The sequence below is a fragment of the Novosphingobium sp. AAP1 genome (assembly GCF_001295765.1).
GTDB lineage: Bacteria > Pseudomonadota > Alphaproteobacteria > Sphingomonadales > Sphingomonadaceae > Novosphingobium > Novosphingobium capsulatum.
The window spans coordinates 134578-153563 of the sequence record NZ_LJHO01000006.1; the positions used below are offsets into that span (position 1 = coordinate 134578).

The 18986-nt window shown below is 68.1% G+C and carries 17 protein-coding genes and 1 tRNA gene; 7 read left to right on the plus strand and 11 right to left on the minus strand.

The window, feature by feature from the left end:
* Positions 1-137: 137 nt before the first annotated feature.
* Positions 138-941, minus strand: a complete 804-nt coding sequence (locus tag IP65_RS13585) for a M23 family metallopeptidase (RefSeq protein ID WP_054132077.1) — start codon at positions 939-941, stop codon at positions 138-140.
* Between the two features lie 5 nt (positions 942-946).
* On the minus strand, positions 947-2227 hold the full coding sequence (serS, locus tag IP65_RS13590) for a serine--tRNA ligase (RefSeq protein ID WP_054132078.1): 1281 nt from the start codon (positions 2225-2227) through the stop codon (positions 947-949).
* Positions 2228-2320: 93 nt separating this feature from the next.
* On the opposite strand from serS, the gene IP65_RS13595 reads away from it, so the two are divergent.
* On the plus strand, positions 2321-3106 hold the full coding sequence (locus IP65_RS13595) for an enoyl-CoA hydratase/isomerase family protein (protein ID WP_054132079.1): 786 nt from the start codon (positions 2321-2323) through the stop codon (positions 3104-3106).
* A gap of 27 nt (positions 3107-3133) precedes the next feature.
* On the opposite strand, the gene IP65_RS13600 is transcribed toward IP65_RS13595, so the two are convergent.
* The 8 genes from IP65_RS13600 to IP65_RS13635 all read right to left on the minus strand — a co-directional run bounded on the left by IP65_RS13600 (position 3134) and on the right by IP65_RS13635 (position 12873).
* Positions 3134-3781, minus strand: a complete 648-nt coding sequence (locus IP65_RS13600) for a GntR family transcriptional regulator (RefSeq protein WP_054132080.1) — start codon at positions 3779-3781, stop codon at positions 3134-3136.
* Positions 3782-3885: 104 nt separating this feature from the next.
* Positions 3886-4641, minus strand: a complete 756-nt coding sequence (locus tag IP65_RS13605; RefSeq protein WP_022675609.1) for an MgtC/SapB family protein — start codon at positions 4639-4641, stop codon at positions 3886-3888.
* 14 nt (positions 4642-4655) lie between these two features.
* Complete coding sequence (locus IP65_RS13610) at positions 4656-6104, minus strand: efflux transporter outer membrane subunit (protein WP_054132081.1); 1449 nt, start codon at positions 6102-6104, stop codon at positions 4656-4658.
* Entirely contained in the window at positions 6101-9265 is a 3165-nt protein-coding gene (locus IP65_RS13615; RefSeq protein ID WP_022677234.1) for an efflux RND transporter permease subunit, read from the minus strand. Before IP65_RS13615 ends, IP65_RS13610 begins: the two co-directional genes overlap by 4 nt.
* A gap of 13 nt (positions 9266-9278) precedes the next feature.
* Positions 9279-10466 (minus strand): efflux RND transporter periplasmic adaptor subunit, encoded by a 1188-nt coding sequence (locus tag IP65_RS13620; protein ID WP_054132082.1) that lies wholly within the window; start codon positions 10464-10466, stop codon positions 9279-9281.
* 58 nt (positions 10467-10524) lie between these two features.
* On the minus strand, positions 10525-11889 hold the full coding sequence (locus IP65_RS13625) for a HAMP domain-containing sensor histidine kinase (RefSeq protein WP_054132083.1): 1365 nt from the start codon (positions 11887-11889) through the stop codon (positions 10525-10527).
* The gene (locus IP65_RS13630) at positions 11886-12560 is read right to left on the minus strand and encodes a response regulator transcription factor (RefSeq protein WP_022675620.1); all 675 of its coding nucleotides are present in this window, start codon (positions 12558-12560) and stop codon (positions 11886-11888) included. Before IP65_RS13630 ends, IP65_RS13625 begins: the two co-directional genes overlap by 4 nt.
* Before the next feature lie 238 nt (positions 12561-12798).
* Positions 12799-12873: transfer RNA gene (locus IP65_RS13635), tRNA-Val, on the minus strand.
* Between the two features lie 112 nt (positions 12874-12985).
* On the opposite strand from IP65_RS13635, the gene IP65_RS13640 reads away from it, so the two are divergent.
* Positions 12986-13324, plus strand: a complete 339-nt coding sequence (locus tag IP65_RS13640; RefSeq protein WP_022675621.1) for a DUF3297 family protein — start codon at positions 12986-12988, stop codon at positions 13322-13324.
* A 25-nt stretch (positions 13325-13349) separates the two neighbouring features.
* Here the strand turns inward: IP65_RS13640 and IP65_RS20900 are convergent, their stop codons facing one another.
* A complete protein-coding gene (locus tag IP65_RS20900; protein WP_197279255.1) occupies positions 13350-14198 on the minus strand; it encodes a CHAP domain-containing protein in 849 nt (282 codons plus the stop codon).
* 218 nt (positions 14199-14416) lie between these two features.
* Here IP65_RS20900 and der point away from each other — a divergent pair, with 218 nt between their 5' ends.
* From der to IP65_RS13670, 5 genes are all read left to right on the plus strand, one after another.
* Complete coding sequence (gene der / locus IP65_RS13650) at positions 14417-15796, plus strand: ribosome biogenesis GTPase Der (protein ID WP_054132084.1); 1380 nt, start codon at positions 14417-14419, stop codon at positions 15794-15796.
* The gene (locus IP65_RS13655) at positions 15793-16245 is read left to right on the plus strand and encodes a DUF983 domain-containing protein (protein WP_054132085.1); all 453 of its coding nucleotides are present in this window, start codon (positions 15793-15795) and stop codon (positions 16243-16245) included. The genes der and IP65_RS13655 overlap by 4 nt, the downstream gene beginning before the upstream one ends.
* Positions 16246-16448: 203 nt before the next feature.
* Entirely contained in the window at positions 16449-16754 is a 306-nt protein-coding gene (locus IP65_RS13660) for a hypothetical protein (RefSeq protein WP_108350170.1), read from the plus strand.
* Between the two features lie 54 nt (positions 16755-16808).
* Positions 16809-17546, plus strand: a complete 738-nt coding sequence (locus IP65_RS13665) for a response regulator transcription factor (RefSeq protein WP_054132086.1) — start codon at positions 16809-16811, stop codon at positions 17544-17546.
* Positions 17547-17559: 13 nt separating this feature from the next.
* Positions 17560-18945, plus strand: a complete 1386-nt coding sequence (locus IP65_RS13670) for an ATP-binding protein (protein WP_022677422.1) — start codon at positions 17560-17562, stop codon at positions 18943-18945.
* The last annotated feature ends 41 nt before the right edge of the window (positions 18946-18986 follow it).

Here is an 18986-nt window from a genome sequence, read left to right on the forward strand (position 1 = left end):
TTCTAGAGTCGGCGTAAGGCCTCGCACCACCCCCAACCCCCTCCTCTAAAGAGGATGGGGCTTTATCTTTAGCACCTTAACTCCCCCTCCTCTTCAGAGGAGGGGGTTGGGGGGTGGTGCTGGGGCCATGAACAAACCTACAACCGCACCGGCAGATAGGGCGCCGGATCGCGCGGCACGTTGTCGCGGCGCAGTTCGAAATGCAGCGTCGGTTTCTGCGCTTCGCCGCTGCGGCCGATCCGCGCGATCGGCTGGCGGGCAGTCACGCGCTGGCCTTCCACCACGTCAACCCGGCCGAGATAGGCATAGGCGGTGACCCAGCCGCCGCCATGATCGATCACGATCAACTGGCCAAAGCGCTGCGGCTCCGTGCCCGCAAACAGCACGCGCCCGGCGGCGGCAGCGTGGACCGACATGCCAGTAAACGCGGCCAGATCGATGCCGTTGTTGGCCCGCCCCTGCGCCTGGCGCACGCCAAAGCGCGCCACGATCGTGCCTGATGTGGGCCAGGACAGGCGCGGGGCGCCAGTTTCGCGCTGGTGTGCCGGGGCCGTTTCGGGGGCCGGGCGTAGCGGCGGCGCGGGGCGTGCGACGGGCGCCGGGCGGGGTGCCGGCCGAGGCACTGGCGCCGGGCGTGAAGCATGGGTGGATGAGGGCGGCACGGCGTCACCTGCTGGCGACGGCCGGCGCAGCACTTGCCCCTGGGTAATCAGATAGGGCAGCGGCACGCGGTTTTCCGCAGCCAGCGCCGCCATCGAAACGCCCATGCGGCGGGCAATCGCGGCAAAGGTATCGCCCGGCTGGACCACGTAGGTCCAGGCGATGATCGGGCTTTCATAGGGCGGCGGCGGCGGTGCGGGCGGGGCGGGCGGCGCAGCCAGCGATGCCGACGGCAGCAGCGCGAGCAGAAAGCCCAGGCCGCGCCGTTGCATCCGCCCCATGGCGTTCAGCCCTGCGGCACCAGGCGAGTAAGCCCGCCCATGTAGGGTGCCAGCGCCGCCGGCACCTCTACCGAGCCGTCTTCCTGCTGGTAGTTTTCCAGCACGGCCACCAGCGTGCGGCCCACGGCCAGGCCCGAACCATTGAGCGTGTGGACGAATTCGGTGCCCTTGGCATTGTCCGGGCGATAGCGCGCATTCATCCGCCGCGCCTGGAAATCGCCGCAGTTGGAGCACGAGGAAATCTCGCGATAGGCATCCTGCCCCGGCAGCCACACTTCCAGGTCATAGGTGATGCGGGCAGTCGCGCCCATGTCGCCGGCGCACAGCAGCATCTTGCGATAGGGCAGGTCCAGCGCCTGGAGCACCGATTCCGCCGCCGCCGTCATCCGTTCGTGCTCGGCGGCCGAATCCTCGGGCTTGCAGATCGTGACCAGTTCCACCTTGTCGAACTGGTGCTGGCGGATATAGCCGCGCGTGTCGCGCCCGGCGGCACCGGCCTCGCTGCGGAAGCACGGGGTCAGCGCGGTCATGCGCAGGGGCAGCGCGCTTTCGGCCAGGATCTGTTCGCGCACGGCATTGGTCAGCGAGACTTCGGCCGTGGGGATCAGCCAGCGCCCGTCGGTGGTGCGGAACAGGTCGTCGGCAAACTTGGGCAGCTGGCCCGTGCCGAACACCGCCTCGTCCTTGACCAGCAGCGGCGGGGCGCATTCGACATGACCGTTCACGCCAGTCTGGTGATCGAGCATGAATTGCGCCAGCGCGCGTTGCAGGCGGGCCATCTGGCCGCGCAGGAAGGTAAAACGCGCGCCCGAAATCAGCGCGCCGGTTTCAAAGTCCAGGCCGAGCGCCGGCCCCAGATCGGCGTGTTCCTTGGGCGCAAAGGCAAAGCTGCGCGGGGTGCCCCAGCGGGCCACTTCCACGTTGCCGGCTTCGTCTTCCCCCTCGGGCACGGCATCGGCGGGCAGGTTGGGCAGGGCGGCCAGCGCGGCCAGGCTTTGCGCGGAAAGCTGGCGTTCTTCCTCTTCCAGCGCGGGCAGCGTGGTCTTCAGCGTGGCGACTTCGGCCTTGAGCGCTTCGGCGGTGTCCTTGTCACCCTTGGCCATGGCCGCGCCGATCAGCTTCGAGGCTTCGTTGCGGCGGCCCTGCGCCTCCTGCATCCGCGTGGCCATCTCGCGGCGGCGGGCGTCGAGCGCCAGGATGTCGGCAGAGACGGGGGCCACGCCACGGCGGGCGAGGGCGGCGTCGAAGGCTTGCGGGTTTTCGCGGATCAGGCGGATATCATGCATGGTTGCCGGGCTATGCCCGCAAGGCTGCGCGGATGCAATCGGCCCGATGCGATGAGACTTGCCGGAAAAGGGCAGATCAGGAACAAGGCGCGCATGACGCAGACCCCGCACCGCCTCGCCCTTCAGGTTGCCGATCATCTTGGCATCATCACCCTCGCGCATCCGCCGCTAAATTTCCTCTCGGTGGAATTGCTGGGCGAGATCGCCGATGCGGTGGAGGCCTGCGATGCCGATCCGCAGGTGCGCGCGATCGTGCTGCGCGCGCAAGGCAAGACCTTTTGCGCCGGGGCAGACCTGGTGGGCGGCGCAGCCGGGGAAAGCGGGCCCGATGGGCTGGCCGCGATCCGCCGGCTCTATGACCAGGCGCTGCGCCTGTTTGCCCGGCGCAAGCCGATGATCGCGGCGGTGGGCGGCGCGGCGGTGGGGGCGGGGCTGGGCCTCGCCCTGGCTGCCGATTTCCGCATTGCCAGCCCGGCAGCGCGCTTTTGCGCCAATTTCGTGGCGCTGGGCTTTCACCCCGGCTTTGCCATCAGCCACACCCTGCCGCGCGTGGTGGGGCAGCAGCGCGCGGCGTGGATGATGCTCTCGGCCGAACGGGTAAAGGGAGAGCAGGCGCTGCAATGGGGGCTGGTCGATCGCCTCGTGCCGGCAGAGGAACTTGACGCAGCGGCGCTGGCCATGGCCGGCGCCGTGGCCGCCAACGGGCCGCTGGCCCTGGTCGAGGTGCGGGCCACCCTGGCTCGCGGCCTGGCGCAGGAGGTGGCGGCCACGCTCGACCACGAACTGGCGCGGCAGGCACTCTTGCGCGAAACCGCCGATTATGCCGAAGGGGTGGCAGCCGTGTTCGAGCGGCGGCCGGCGCGCTTCACCGGAGCCTGATGCTGCGGCTGCGCTGCCCAAGCGGGATTAGGCCTGGTGCAATTGCTGGCGCAGGTCCTGCAGCGTGCCGGTGATGTGCGCGGCGGCCAGTGCCTCGGCATGGGCGGCATCGCGTGCCAGCCAGGCCTGCAACAGGCCACTGTGTTCGTCATGGGCGCGGTCGCCGCGTCCGGCCGGGGCGAGATGGGCCACGGTATAGCGTTCCGACAGGAACTGCAGCCGCTCGATCAGTTGCACGGTCAGCACGCGGCGGCAGGGCCGGGCCAGCGCAACGTGGAACTCGCGGTTGCGCATGGCCACCTGCTCGGCCTGGCCGGCAGCGGCCTTGTCCAGCGCGTCCATCGCGGCGGTGGCGGCGGCGCGTTCGGCGTCGGTGGCGGCCAGTGCCGCCAGGCCAACCGCCGCCGGTTCGATCGCTAGGCGCAGGGCATAGATTTCCTCGGCCTCGTCAGCGCTCATCGCGCGGACGAAGTAGCCACGGTTGGCATGGGAAACCAGCAGGTTCTCCTGCTCCAGCCGGGCCAGCGCCTCGCGCAGCGGGATCTTGCTCACGCCAAATTCGGCGGCCAGCGCATCCTGCCGGATCGGCTGGTCCTGCGGCAACTCGCCCGACACCACTTTCTCGCGCACGAGATCGAAAATCCGATCGGCCAGCGTGCGCACAACAAGGCTCATTCCCGCTTACTCCAGCAGCCGCGGCGATGGGGGCAATTCCTGTTCCGGCCGGGCGCGACCATATATGCCACGCGCCGGTAACCGCAATGCCTGCCGGCGCCCGATCAATGCGTGGTGCTGACCGTCCAGGTGGCGCTGGTAATGGCAGCGTGGCGGCCGATGTGGGCGGTGATCGCATCGAGATCCGCCGGGTTGGCGGTGGTCGGCACCAGGATCGCGCCAAGTTCGACCTGCGTGTCGCCATCGGTCAGCGTCTCGATCTCGCGGATCGGATAGTGGTGCATGTCGAGTTCCTCGAACAGCAGATCGCGCGCGGTGGCGACGTTTTCCGCCGCGCAGACCACGTGCACGCGATAGAGCGCCTCCGTCTCGCCCGGCGTCAGCGGGCGGCGGTTGACGGCATCGACCAGCGGGCGCAGCAGCGTGTTGCCGGCCAGCACGAAGATCGCAACCAGCACGGCTTCCGCCGGTTTGCGCGCGCCGGCAAAGCTGCCCACCGCCGCACTGGCCCAGAGCGTGGCCGCCGTGTTCAGCCCGCGCACTTGCGTGCCTTCCTTCATGATCACACCGGCGCCGAGAAAGCCGATGCCCGATACGACATAGGAAATAACCCGCACCCCGCCATCCACCCCGGCAACCCGCAGGCCGAGATCGGTGAACGCGGCCGCGCCCACCGCCACCAGCACATTGGTGCGCAGCCCGGCGGTGCGCTGGCGCCATTGCCTCTCCAGCCCGATCAGCGTGCCCAGCACGAACGCGGTCGACAGGCAGATCAGGCTGGTGATCAGCCCGACCAGATCGACATCGAACAGCGCGGCGATAGAGGCCGGATCGGGCAGGTTATGTGATGCAACGGACATGACCGGCACCTAGATCAGCCGGCCGGAGAATGCCACCCGCCGCCCAGTGCCTCATAGAAGGCGGCGGTATCGCTCAGCCGCGCGGCCTGCGCCTGGGCCAGGGCCTGGTCGGCCTGAAGCAGGGCGATGCGGGCCTGCACTTCGGCCGCCGGGGCCACGGCGCCATCGCGGGCCTGGCGTGCGGTCGCTTCCAGGGTGTCATGTGCCGCCTCGCGCGCGTCTTGCGCGGCGGCGAGGCCCGCCGCATCGGCTGCAAGCGCGGCGAGCGTATCGGCGACGTTCTGGAAGGCGGCCAGCACGGTGGAGCGGTATTGCGCGTCGGCCTGGTCATAGGCGGCGCGCGCCGCGCGCTGCCGGTGCAGCAGGGCGCCGCCGGCAAAGATCGGCTGGGTGATACCAGCGCCGGCCGACCAGAACGCGTTGGCGGCCGACAGCAGGCTGGACCAGCCCCCGGAATTGCCGCCGGCGCTGGCGCCGATGGTGATCTGCGGCAGGCGGTTGGCGGTCGCGATGCCCACCCCGGCGCTGGCGGCGTGCAGGTTGGCTTCGGCCGCGCGGATATCGGGCCGGTTGCGCACCAGCTGCGCCGGCAGGCTGAGCGGCAGGTCATGCGGCAGCGTCACCTGCGCCAGGGCCAGCGGCGGAAGGGAGCCATCGGCCGCGCCCTGTCCGGTAAGATAGGCGAGCAGGTCATGGCTTTGCGCCAGGGCATGTTCGAGCGGCGGCAGCGCGCCTTGCGCCTGCGCCAGTTGCGCCTCTTGCGCCATCAGGTCGACGCCGGCGGCCTGGCCCACGGCCAGCTGGTGGCGGGTGATCGCCAGCAGTTCCTGTTGCAGGGCGATCACCTGGCGCTGGCGATCGACCTGTTCCTGCAGGGCGGCGCGCTGAAACGCGGTGGCCGCCACGGTGTTGATCAGAGTGATCCGCGCGGCCTGCGCCTGATAGGCCTGGGCATCATACTGGGCGCGGGCCTGTTCCACGCTGCGGCGGTTGCCGCCGAACAGATCGAGCGTGTAGCCGACATTCACCTGTGCGGTCTGGAGGCTATAGGTAAAGCTTGAATTGTTGGGCACCGGGGCCAGGTATTGCGATCCCTTGACGCGGTTGGTGGTGGCCCCGGCATCGACCGTGGGAAACAGCACCCCGCGCTGCGCCAGCCACAGCTCGCGCGCTTGTCTCAGCCCGGCGCGCGTGGCGGCCAGATCGGTATTGGCTGCCAGCGCCCGGTCGATCAGCGCATCGAGCGCGGGCGAGCCGAACGCGTGCCACCATTCGCCCGCCACCGCGCCCGCTGACAGCACCTGCGTACCGCCGGCAACGCCATCGGGCGCGGTGATCGCGCTGGGCGTGGCCGGGGCATAGGCGGTTTGCGCAGGGCGCGCGGGGGTGTGGAAATCGGGCCCCACGGCACACCCGCTGGTCAGCACGCAGGCGGCCGCGACAATTACCTGCCGCGCGCTCATGCCGCCTGCTCCGGTTCCTGGGCCGGGCGGACCGGGCGGTTGGAAAACAGATCGATCATCACCGGCAAGACGATCAGGATCAGCACCGGCGCCAGAAGGATGCCGCCCACCACCACCATGGCCAGCGGGCGCTGCACCTGGCTGCCGATGCCTGTCGATACCGCCGCCGGCAGCAAGCCGACACAGGCGGCGATGCAGGTCATCATCACCGGGCGGAAGCGGGTGCGTGCGGCATGCAGCACGGCCTGCGCCCGGTCCATGCCATTGCCGATCAACTGGTTGAAATAGGCCAGCACGAGAATGCCCTCCATCACCGAAATGCCGAACAGGCCGATGAACCCGATCGCCGCCGACACGCTGAACGGGGTTCCGGTCAGCGCCAGGATCAGCACGCCACCGACCAGCGCCATGGGCATCACGCTGGCCGCCAGGGCGGTGTCGCGCACCGACCCGAAGTTGAGGAACAGCAGCATCACGATCAGCGCCAGACTGATCGGCACGACCACTTCCAGCCGGGCAAGCGCGGCCTGGAGATCACCGAATTCGCCCACCCACTCGATGCGGCTGCCGGCGGGCAGCTTCACTTCGGCCGCGATCTTGTGCTGCGCTTCCAGCACCGCGCTGCCCAGGTCGCGCCCGCGCACCGAGAACTTGATCGGGATGTAGCGCGACTGGTTCTCGCGATAGATGAACGAATAGCCCGAGACGAGGCTGACATCGGCCACGGTCGAAAGCGGAATCTGGCTGACCCCGCCGGTGGCATTGGGCACCGCCACTGGGATGGCGCGGATCGCGGCCAGATCCTGGCGGAACTGCGGCGCCAGGCGGATCACGATCGGGAAATTGCGGTCAGAACCATATTCATAGAGGTTGCCCGCCGCCTGCCCGCCGATCGCGGCCTGGACCACGGCGTTGATGTCTCCGGGGGCAAGACCATAGTGCGCGGCCTTGTCGCGGTTGATCTTGATGTTCAGCGTGGGCTGGCCCAGCGCATCGAACACCGACAGGTCGGTAATGCCGGGGATCTTGGCCATGATGCCCTTGATCTGATAGGCGGTTTTTTCCAGCGCCTGCAAATCGTTGCCATAGAGCTTGATCGAATTGGCGCCCTTCACGCCGCTCGCGGCTTCCTCGACATTGTCCTCGATGTTCTGGCTGAAATTGAATTCCACGCCGGGGAAGGGTGCGGCCAGTTCGGCATTCACCTGGCGGGTCAGTGCTTCCTTGGTCACGCCCTTCGGCCATTGGCTGGCCGGCTTGAGTGGCACGTAGAATTCGGCATTGAAGAAGCCGGTGGTGTCGGTGCCGTCGTCGGGGCGGCCAAGCTGGCTGATGACGGTCTTCACCTCGGGATACTTCATCAGCATGTGTCGCATGCGGTTCACCTGGCCCTGCGCCTCTTCCAGGCTGATCGAGGGCGGCAGCGTGGCGCGAATCCAGAAATTGCCCTCTTCCAGCTTGGGCAGGAATTCCAGGCCCAGCCCATGCATGGCAATGCCGGCTGCCAGCAGCAGCGCCGCCATGGTGCCCAGCGCCACCACCCGATTGGCCAGCGCAAAGCGCAGCGCCGGATCATAGACGCGGCGCATCGCGCGCACGATCGGCGTCTCGCGCTCTTCCTCCTCGTCCTTGAGCAGGAAGGCCGAAAGCACCGGCGCCACGGTGAACGTGGCGATCAGCCCGCCGACGATGGCATAGGCATAAGTCTTGGCCATCGGGCCGAAGATATGCCCTTCCACCCCGGTCAGCGTGAACAGCGGCAGGAAGCCGGCGATGATGATCGCCGCGGCAAAGAAGATCGCGCGGTTCACCTCGGCGGCCGACATTTCGATGATGCCCAGCTTGCCAAAGAAGCTGGCGATGCCGCCTTGGTGATCGAGCGCGCCAGTGGCGGCAAAGCGCGCGCGCGGTGGCTGGGCCAGATGGCGGAAGATGTTTTCCACCATGATCACCGTGGCATCGACGATCAGCCCGAAATCGATCGCGCCGACCGACAGCAGGTTGGCCGATTCCCCGCGCAGCACCATGATCAGGATCGAGAACGCCAGGGCAAAGGGAATCGTGGCCGCCACCACCAGCGCGCTACGGAACGTGCCCAGGAAGATCCACTGCACGGCAAAGATCAGCGCGATGCCGAATACCATGTTTTCCAGCACGGTATGCGTCGTCACGTCGATCAGGTCGGTGCGGTCATAGATCTTTTCGAGATGGACGCCGGGTGGCAGGATGCCCTCGTTGTTGATCTTGTCGACCTCGGCCTCCACCGCCTTGAGCGTGGGCAGGCTCTGCTCGCCGCGGCGCATCAGGATGATGCCCTGGACGATGTCGTCATCGTTGTCCTGGCCGACGATGCCCAGGCGCGGCTGGTTGCCCACCTCTACCGTGGCAATGTCCTTGACCTGCACTGGCTTGCCCGCCGCCGGGGTGGCCACCAGCGTATCGCGGATATCGTCCATCGAATGGATCAGGCCCACGCCGCGCACCACGGCCGATTGCGGGCCCAGGTTGATCGTCTGGCCGCCGACATTGCCGTTGGCATTGTTGATGGCGTTGAGTACCTGGCCCAGCGACAGGCCGTAGGCAACCAGCTCGCGCTGATCGATCGTGACCTCATAGGTCTTGCTCTTGCCGGCCCAGCCGTTGACATCGATTACCCCGGGCACCGCCTTGAACCGGCGCTGCAGGATCCAGTCCTGGATGGTCTTGAGATCGGTGACGGAATAGTTTTTCGGCCCGACGATGCGATAGCGATAGATTTCGCCGATCGGGCTGGTGGGCGAAATGCCCGGCTGGGCGCCGCCGGGCAGGGGCGGCACTTGCGACAGGGCATTGATGACCTGCTGCTTGGCCTGGTCATAGTCGTAATCGAACGTGAACTGCACGCGCACGTCCGACAGGCCGAACAGCGAGATCGTCTCCACCTTCTTGACGTTCTTGATGCCCGCCAGCTGGATCTCGATCGGCATGGTGACGGTGCGCTCGATCTCACCGGCGGACTGGCCGGGGTTCTGCGTCACCACCTCCACCATCGGCGGCACGGGATCGGGATAGGCTTCGATATTGAGCAGGCGAAAGGCAATGCCCCCGCCCACCAGGAACAGCGCCAGCAAGATGAGCACAAGCACGCGATGGCGCAGGGCCAGGGCAACGACAGGGTTCATGCCTCGCGCTCCCTCAATCCGCCTTGGCGCCACGGTCGATGAACAGGCTGCCTGCCGTCACCACCGTTTCGCCTGGCTTGAGCCCGCTCGTCACCTCGACGATGCCGCCGCCCACCTGGCCCGTGCCGATCGGGCGCAGCACCAGGCTGTGGCGGCGCATGTCGGCCACCCAGACGCGCGCGGTGTCCCCTTCGAAGATCACAGCCTCTTCCGGCACGATCAGCGCCTGGCGTGCGCCGCCCGTTTCCAGCGCAAAGCTGACATAGGTTTCGGGCTTGAGCCGCCCATCGGGATTGGCGATCTGCGCGCGTACGGTCAGCCGGCGTGTGGCCGGATCGATCATCGGCGCCACATAGGTCAGCGGCGCGCGCAAGGTGGTGCCATCGGGCAGGCGCACCAGCGCCATCTGGCCCAGGCGGGCCAGCCCGGCGTCTTCCTCGCGCAGGTTGCCGACCAGCCACACGCGCGAGAAATCGGAAATGGTGAAAGCCTGGGTGGCCGCGCCGCCGGTGGCACTGGCCACGTTCTGGCCCATGCCGATCAACCGCTGGGTGACCACGCCGCCCACTGGCGCGCGGACAATCCCTTCGCCATGGCTGATGCTGCCCAGTGCGCGGCGGCGGCCCTGGGCGGCCAGCAGATTGCCTTGCGCGGCGGCAAGATCGGCATCGGCCTGCTGCGCATCCTTGAGCGCGGCGCCCTTGTTGGCGGCCAGATCGTGCAGGCGGGCGGCATTGGCCTGCGCCACCTTGACCGCGGCGGCGGCGGTCATGATGTCGGCCTCGCTCTGCGCGGCTTCGTTGGCGGCCACGGCAAACAGCGGTTGGCCGGCGCGCACGCGGTCTCCTGCCTTGGCAAACACGCGCGTGACCTGCCCGGTGAACGGCGAAAAGACCGGCGTGGTCAGGTCATCGTCGACCGCGATCTTGCCATCGCTTTGCGTCGCATCGCCCAGCGGCCTGGTCTGCACCGTGGCAAAGCGCAATGTATCCCACTGCGCCTGCGTGGCGGAAAAGCTGCCGTCGCTGGTGGCCGGGGGCGGCGCGGGGGCAGGGTCGCCATCCAGCCCGAACATGCGCGGCGCCAGCCAGCCCCCGGCAGCGACCAGCACGACCAGCGCAGCGGCCAATCGCCATTGCACGCGGCGCGACAGAACCGGCACGGGCCGTTCCGGCTCGTCGGCGGGAAGATGATCCATCATGCAAAAGGCCTCGATCTTGAAATCGGGCCGGGCCTAGGCAGGCTCGCTTACATCAACCTTACGGCAAAGCGTATTCTGCCAGCGACAGAGTGAAGCACGCCCCGCCGCTGGCGGCGCGGGAAATCACCAGGCGGCCATGATGGACGTGGGCGATGCGCTGCACTATCGACAGGCCCAGCCCGGCGCCGTCGCTGCGGCGATGGTCGGCCCGCCAGAACCGCCGCGCCAGGCGCGTGGCGTCTTCCTCGGTAACGCCGGGGCCATTGTCGGCAACGCTGATCTGCGCCGGGCGGGCAACGCTGACCTCGATCGCCGTGCCCGGCGGGGTGTGCAGCCGCGCGTTGTCGAGCAGGTTGGCAATGGCCATGGCCACCAGGCCGGGGTTGCCGTGGGTCATCACCACCTCTTCCGCCCCGAGCAGGGCGATGCTGCGCCCGCCCGCCAGCACATCGGGCGTGCGATCGGCCACGACGGCCACGGCCAGCCCGGCTAGGTCGAAACGCTCGAACGCGGGCGCGGCATCGTGCTCCAGGCTGGCCAGATCGCGCAACTGGTCGAGCACGTGGGCCATCCGCGCGATCTGCGCCAGCGCCTCGTCGCGCGCCGGCCCAGCGGCCATGCGCCCCACTTCCAGCCGCAGGGTGGCAAGCGGGGTGCGCAGTTCGTGGGCCACGTTGCCGGCAAATTCCTGTTGCAGCGCCAGGGCTGCCTCCACCCGGTCGAGCAGGCCGTTGATCGCGCTGACCATGGCGGTCGCCTCGGCCGGCAGGCCCGCCGCATCGAGCCGGGCGCCCGGGTCCTGCGGGGCCAGCTGCGTGGCGGCCCGCGCCGTGTGGCGCATCCGTCGCAGCAATGGCCACAGCATGGTGATATTGGCCAACGGCATCAGCAGCAGCAGTCCCACCAGCCAGACCAGGTAATGCGCCAGGAAGCTGCGCACCACATCGTCGACCACCGCGCCAGGGCGGGTCTGGTCCTGGGTCACGACGATGCGCACGTTCTGATCGGCAAACGCGCGTGGCACGCTCAGGCCAACCAGCGGCCCGCTGGTCAGGGCTTGTTCGTGCCAGGCCCGGGGCGGCTGCGGCCAGATATCGGGCAGGAAAAACGGGCTGTGGGCCAGAACCTGCCCGCGCGCATCGATCACGGCAAAGGCGCGCCCGTCATAGCCGGTGGCATAGATCGCCATCTCCTCGCGCGGCAGGGCCACCTGCCAATGGCCGCCTGGTGCGGGGATGACATGGCGCGCCACCAGTTCGGCCTGTTGGCGCAAGGTATCGCGCTCGATCGCGCGGACGCTGCTTTCCAGCACGGTGCGTGCGGCAAAGGGCATGGCAAGGCTGGCCACCACAATGGTGATGCCCTCTACCAGCAGGATGCGCGTGAGCAGCGAGGTCGCCGCGCGGCGGACCAGCCGCTTCATGCGCGCGGCTTGATGATATAGCCGACGCCGCGCACCGTCACGATCTCCGCCTCGCCCTGCGCGGCATCGAGTTTCTGGCGCAGGCGATGGACATAGACCTCGATCGCGTTGGAGCCGAGCGGATCGTTGGCGCCGAACAGTTGGTCTTCAGCAAGGCGCTTGGTCACCACCTGTCCCTCGCGGCGCAGCAGGAGGCCGAGCAGCCCGGCTTCGCGCGCCGACAGCGCAACAATGCGCCCCCCGACCCTGAGCGAGAGATTGTCGAGATCGAAGACCAGGTTGGCGCAGGCGATTTCACGGCCCTGGAACGTGCCGTTGCGGCGCAGCACGGCGCGCAGGCGGGCGAGCAGTTCGTCGGGCGAAAAGGGCTTGGCCATGTAATCGTCGGCGCCTGCGTCCAGTCCGGCGATGCGCGCCTGCACCTCGCCCCGCGCGGTGAGCACGACAACCGCAAGGCCATGCCCGGCGCGGCGCAACCGGGCGAGCAGGGCCAACCCGTCGCCATCGGGCAATCCCCGATCGAGCACCAGCGCGGCATAGGTATTGGCGGCTAGGTACAGTTCCGCCTCCTCGCTGCTGGCAGCATGGTCGACAGTCAGCCCGGCGCCGGCCAGGCACACTGCCAGCGCACGGGCGAGGGGGGCATCGTCTTCGACAAGCAGTATGCGCATGCAGGAACCCGGTGATGTCTGGCCACAACAACGGACAGCCCGCCCGGCCCTGCGCCGCCGCTGCCGCATCAGGCGCGCGCTTGTACCTGTGCCAAACGCACGGCGCCGCAAATCCCTGCGCGATGCATCCAGATTGGTATGAATTGGACAGTCGCCGGCTGGCGTGTGAAAAGGCGACCAAGCGTGATGCAGGACATTACCTGCCGTGACCATAAAATCCGGATCTGTTGGGATTTTATGGTGGGCGCGACAGGGATTGAACCTGTGACCCCACCCGTGTGAAGGGTGTGCTCTACCGCTGAGCTACGCGCCCGCCGAAATGGCGTCCCGCGGTGGTCGATCGTGTCGGCCCCGGGGTGTGGAGGCGGCCTCTAACGGCGTTGCGCAACGTTGACAAGTGGGCATGTGAAGATATTTCGCTCCCCATGACCGATCCAATCGAAACGCCCGAAAACGCGGACGCCGTCGCCGCTCCTTCCACCGCACCTGCCACGTCCGGCGCCGATGTGCCGCCCGATCGCCTGGCGATCAACCCGCGCAGCGCGTTCTTTGACGCAGACAAGCTGGGCCGTGGCGTGGGCATCCGCTTCAAGGGCACCGTGCGCAACAATGTCGAGGAATATTGCATTTCCGAAGGCTGGGTGCGCGTGCAGGCCGGCAAGACCATGGACCGCAAGGGCAACCCGCTGACGCTCAAGCTCTCCGGCCCGGTCGAGGCATGGTACGAAGACCTGGGCGAAGACGCCCCGGTGGCCAAGGCCTGATCTTTGGGTTGTTCGGGTGCCGGCGTTAGCGCAGGCGCCCGATCCCCATGCCGGCGCTGCCCACCCCGGCGCCGCCGGTGCGGCTGGCAATGATGCGGCCGATGGGATCATCGTCGCGCGCTAGGCTGGCCTGATCGCGCCGCGCCGGAGCCGGCAGTGCGGCACTGGCCGCAATAGTGGCCTGCGCCATCCTGATCCGCGCCGTGGTGCGCACGGGCGCGGCCGGTTTCGGCACTGCCGTTTCCACCGCAACGCCACTCAGGAAATCCCTATCGATCGGGCTGCGCGCCGGGGCCGTCGCGCGCGTGGCCATCAACACCTGGCGCTGCACGGCCGGCTGCATCATGCTGCGCGGCGCAGCGCTCGCACTCGCCAGGCGCAGCGGCGTGGCGGTGCCGAGGTGGCGTGCTGGCGGGCGATTGTAGATAAAGCCGTCGACCGGCCAATGCGTGGTGCCCAGGCCCTGGATCGGCGCATACCACACGCGCACCGCGCTCCAGTCGTTGGCGTCGGACACATCGACCGCGCGTACATCGTTTTCCTTTTGCCCGCGCGTGCCGTTGATCGGTGACCAGTTGGCATGGCGCAGCAGCACGGTGCGCGAATCGATCACCCGGCTGACCATGGCGACATGGCCCAGGTGCATCGCGCCATAGGGATGGAAGCTCATCACCGCGCCGGGCTTGGGCGTGAAACCGCGCTCATAGCGGCCCTCGGCCTGGTCCCACCAGGTGTGCGCATCGCCGAACAGCTGGATGCCTGAAACCTGCCGGGCATAGGGCACGCATTGCAGATAGGGCAAGGCGCCGGCGGTATCGGCCGGTGCGCCATCGGATTGATCCGGGCCGGGAATCAGGGCGATCGGGGCGGCCATGGCAGCCCCTGGAGCGATCATCCCGGCGATCAGTGCCGCCCCCGCGGCCAGGCCCAACGGCCCTGTTCTTGTCCACCACACCATGGCGCTGTTGTGCCGGCAAATGGTCAATGCCCGCCTGACCGGCTTGGTTAATGGCGGTTTTACGAATCGCGACCAACCGGGCCTGGTATGCAACGCCCGCTTGCCTTTGGCGCCAAGCCGGGCCAACGGGGGCTATGCGTCCCCAGGTTATCATCATCGGACGGCCCAACGTGGGCAAGTCCACTCTGTTCAACCGGCTTGTCGGCAAGAAGCTGGCGCTGGTCGACGACCAGCCCGGCGTCACCCGTGACCGTCGCTTTGGCGATGCGTCGCTGCTGGGCCTTGAATTCACCATCGTCGACACCGCCGGGTGGGAAGACGAAGATCCCTCCAGCCTGCCCGGCCGGATGCGGATGCAGACCGAAGCATCGCTCGAAGGCGCCGACGTGGCGCTGTTCGTGATCGATGCCCGTGCCGGCATCACCCCGCTGGACGAGGAAATCGGCCGCTATCTGCGCGGCCACGATATTCCGGTGATTCTGCTGGCCAACAAGGCGGAAGGCCGCGCTGGCGATCATGGCCTGTTCGAGGCGTTCTCGCTCGGCTTTGGCGATCCCGTGGGCGTTTCGGCCGAACACGGCGAAGGCTTGGGCGACCTGTTCGAGGCGCTGCTGCCCCACTTTGCCGAGCAGGAAGCCGAGGACGAGGAAGAGGCCACCGACGAGGAGGCCGAGTACGATCCCAAGGCCGTGCTCAAGCTGGCCATCGTTGGCCGCCCCAATGCGGGCAAGTCCACGCTGATCAACCGGTTCCTGGGCGAGGATCGGCTGCTCACCGGGCCCGAGGCGGGCATCACCCGCGATTCGATCGCCATCGACTGGAACTGGACCGATCCCAAGGACGGCGAAGAACGCCCGATTCGCCTGATCGACACGGCCGGCATGCGCAAGAAGGCCCAGGTGGTCGACAAGCTGGAAAAGCTGTCGGTGGCCGATGCCCGCCGCGCGATCGATTTTGCCGAAGTGGTGGTCCTGCTGCTCGATGCCACGCGCGGGCTGGAACACCAGGATCTCAAGATCGCCTCGATGGTGCTGGAAGAAGGGCGCGCCCTGCTGATTGCCATCAACAAGTGGGACGTGGCCGAAGATGCCAGCGGCCTGTTCAACGGCGTGCGCCAGGCGCTCGACGATGGCCTGGCGCAGGTGCGCGGCGTGCCGCTGGTGGCGGTGTCGGCCCGCACCGGCAAGGGGCTGGACACGCTGCTGTCGGCCGCCTTTACGCTGCGCGATGCCTGGAGCAAGCGCGTGCCGACTGCGGCGCTTAACCGCTGGTTCGACGATGCGCTGGCGGCCAACCCGCCGCCCGCGCCAGGCGGCCGCCGCATCAAGCTGCGCTATATCACCCAGGCCAAGACGCGCCCGCCCAGCTTCGTGATGTTCGGCACGCGGCTGGATCAGCTGCCCGAAAGCTATCGCCGCTATCTGGTCAACGGCATCCGCCGCTCGCTGGGGTTCGAAGCGGTGCCCATCCGGCTGACGCTGCGCAGCCCCACCAACCCGTTCGCCAAGAAATGACCCGCAACCCCCCGCGCCGCCTGGCAGATGCCCTGTGGTGCGGGGCGCGGGGCCATTGCCCGCGCTGTGACGGCGCGCGCCTGTTTGCCGCCTGGCTGCGCCCGGTGGCACAGTGCCCGGCCTGCGCGCAGGACTGGCGCGGCCATAGCGCCGACGATTTTCCGCCTTATGTGGCGATCCTGATCACCGGCCATGTCATGGCGCCGGTGATCATCGCGCTGGGCCTGCACACCACGCTGTCATGGCCGGTGATGATGGGCGTGTGCCTGACCATGACGGTGACGATGGTGCTGGGCCTGTTGCAACCGGCCAAGGGCGCGGTGATCGCGCTGCAATGGTGGCTGGGGCTGCATGGTTTTGCCGCAGCGCCGGGCAAGGCCCTGGCGCCAGGCGCTGCGTCGACGCGCGAAAGCGCCGCGATCGAGACACGTCCGCGCAACGAAACGTAATTGCTTTAACAGCTTCGTCCCTATGCCGGCGCCATGCCGCACCGGCACTTTGCTGCGGCATGGCGCGCAGGGTGGACATGAAGGCGCAATCTTTTCTTGCGCAGCAACACTTCTTCACGAAGCCGCACCCATCGCGCAAAAGGCATGGTGTTACCCCGGACACGACCAATTTCACGATCAATTTCCTGCGGAGTGTCCCCCTCATGATCCTCGCTTCCTTCCTCGCTCTGGCGACGCTTTCGGCCCCGGCAGCTCCGCTGCTGGCCGCTCCCACTGCCGCTGCTCACCCGGCCCCGGTGTGCCAGGGCGCGCCTGGCCGTCCCGCGCTGTGCCGCCCCGCTGCCGTCGCCGCGCCGGTGGCGGAACGCACCGATGCAGCCGCTGGCCGTGTCGCCGTGGTGGCCTGCCATCCCGATCCGGGCAAGAACCGCGGTTGTTTCCGCCGCACCGCGATCGGCACTGATGCTGCTCTTGCCCAGAACGCCGTGGTGCGCGAGGATGCGCGCTGAGGCGGCGGTATGATCGAGCCTGGAACCAAAGGAGCGCCATTGCGTAGCACAGCCATGCTGGCCACCCGTCTTGCCCCCTCCATCGTGCTTGTCGAAGACGATGGCCCCCTGCGCACGCTGACCGCCCGCGCCCTGCGCGAGCATGGTTATGAAGTGCGCCCGGCCGCCACCGGCGCGGAAATGTGGGTGCTGCTCGATAGCGCGCCGGCCGACCTTGTCGTGCTCGATATCATGCTGCCCGGCACCAACGGGATCGAGCTGTTCCGCAAGCTGCGGCGGTTGAGCGACGTGCCGATCATCTTCATTTCCGCCCGTGGCAGCGAGGAAGACCGCGTGCTTGGCCTGGAACTCGGCGCCGATGACTATCTCGCCAAGCCATTCGGCACGCGCGAACTGGTCGCCCGCGTCGGCGCCGTGCTGCGCCGTGGCGGGCAGGGCGGCGATGGCCTGGCGGCGGCCGAGCCGGGTGAGCGCGCCAGCGAAATCCGCTTTGATGGCTGGACGCTCTCGCTCGCCCGCCGCGAACTGCATGCCCCCGATGGTGTGATGGTGGACCTGACCGGGGCGGAGTTCGATCTGCTCGCCACGTTCGTGGCGCAGCCGCAGCGCGTGCTGGGCCGCGAACGCCTGATCGAGCTGTCGCGCACCCGCCTGGGTGACAGTTCAGACCGCAGCATCGACGTGCTGGTGTCGCGCCTGCGCCGCAAGTTGACGGCGGCCGGGGGCGAAGCCCCGATCGCGACGGTGCGCGGGGTTGGCTACATGTTCAAGGCGCAAGTCACCCGCACGTGATGCAGCGCCGCTCATGATTTCCCGGCGCCGGCTGTCGCTGCGCCGGGCCATGCGCCGCTTCGGTTTGCCGGAGCGGCTTTTGGCCATTCTGGTGCTGATGGCGGCGATCGATTTCGGCTCCAACGCCGTGCTGTTCGATCGCGCCAGCAACTTTGCCCTGCGCAGCGATGATGCGGCGCGCATTGCCGAAAACCTGGTAATCGCCAGCCGCGCGCTGGAAGCAGAAGAGCCGGCCGACCGCCCGGCGCTGGCCGAGCGATTGTCTTCGCCGCGCTTTTCCCTGGCGTGGAAACCGCGCCTGGCCCATGGCGACGATGCCCTTTCGCTCGACCGGCTGCGCGCGCAGGTGCTCGATGCCGCGCCCGAACTGGCCTCAGGCGATCCGCGCTTTTCGCTGAAATCGCTCGCCTCGCCCGGATCGGTAAACGGGGCGATGCTGCTCAAGGATGGCTCGGGCGTGGTGTTCCGCACCCAGGCAAGCGAGGCCTGGACGCTCAATGCCGGACGGCTGGCGGTGCTGCTGGTGCCAACGCCCTTGCTGGTGGTTCTGGCCTGGGTGCTGTTTCGCGCCACGATCCGCCCGCTCAAGGCGCTGGTATCCGCCACCGGGCGGGTTGGCGCCGGCCCGCCCGAACCGCTGACCGAGCGTGGCCCAGACGAAGTGCGCCGCCTGATCCGCGCGTTCAACCGCATGCAAAGCCGCATCTATCGCCAGATGCTCGATCGCACGCAGTCGATGCTGGCGATCGGTCATGACTTGCGCACACCCCTTGCGCGGCTGCGGCTGCGGCTGGACGATGCCGGCATCGACCGCGAAACCCAGGCCGACATGGTCCACGACATTGACGAGATGATGCACCTGCTCGCCTCGCTGCAAGCCTATGTCGAAGGGGAAGGGCGGCAGATCCCGGCAGAGCCGGTGGACCTGGCGGCCATGGCGATGACGCTGGTGGACAACGCCTATGACCAGGGGGGCGATGCCACCTATGACGGGCCAGACCGGCTGGTGATCCAGGCGCGCGCGGTGTCGCTGCGCCGTGCGCTGGGCAATCTGGTGGAAAACGCGCTGCACTATGCCGGGCATGTGGAAGTGATCGTGCGCGCCGATGGCGATTGGGCCGAAGTGGTGGTGGCCGATCGCGGGCCGGGCATTCCGGTGGACCGGCTGGATGAAGTGACCCAGCCGTTCGTGCGCCTGGATGCGGCGCGCGGGCGCGATACGCCGGGCATGGGGCTGGGCCTGGCCATCGTCAAGCGCGCGATCCGGGCCGAAGGCGGCACGCTGATTCTCGCCAATCGCCGCCCCGAACCGGGCGAGACCGGGCCGGTCAGCGGCCTGGTCGCCACGGTTCGTCTGCCGCGCAAGGCTGGCTACCCCGCTGCCAAGCCAGGGAAATAGTTCCTTACAGTTGCGACGGCTGCGGGCAAAGACATCCGCGT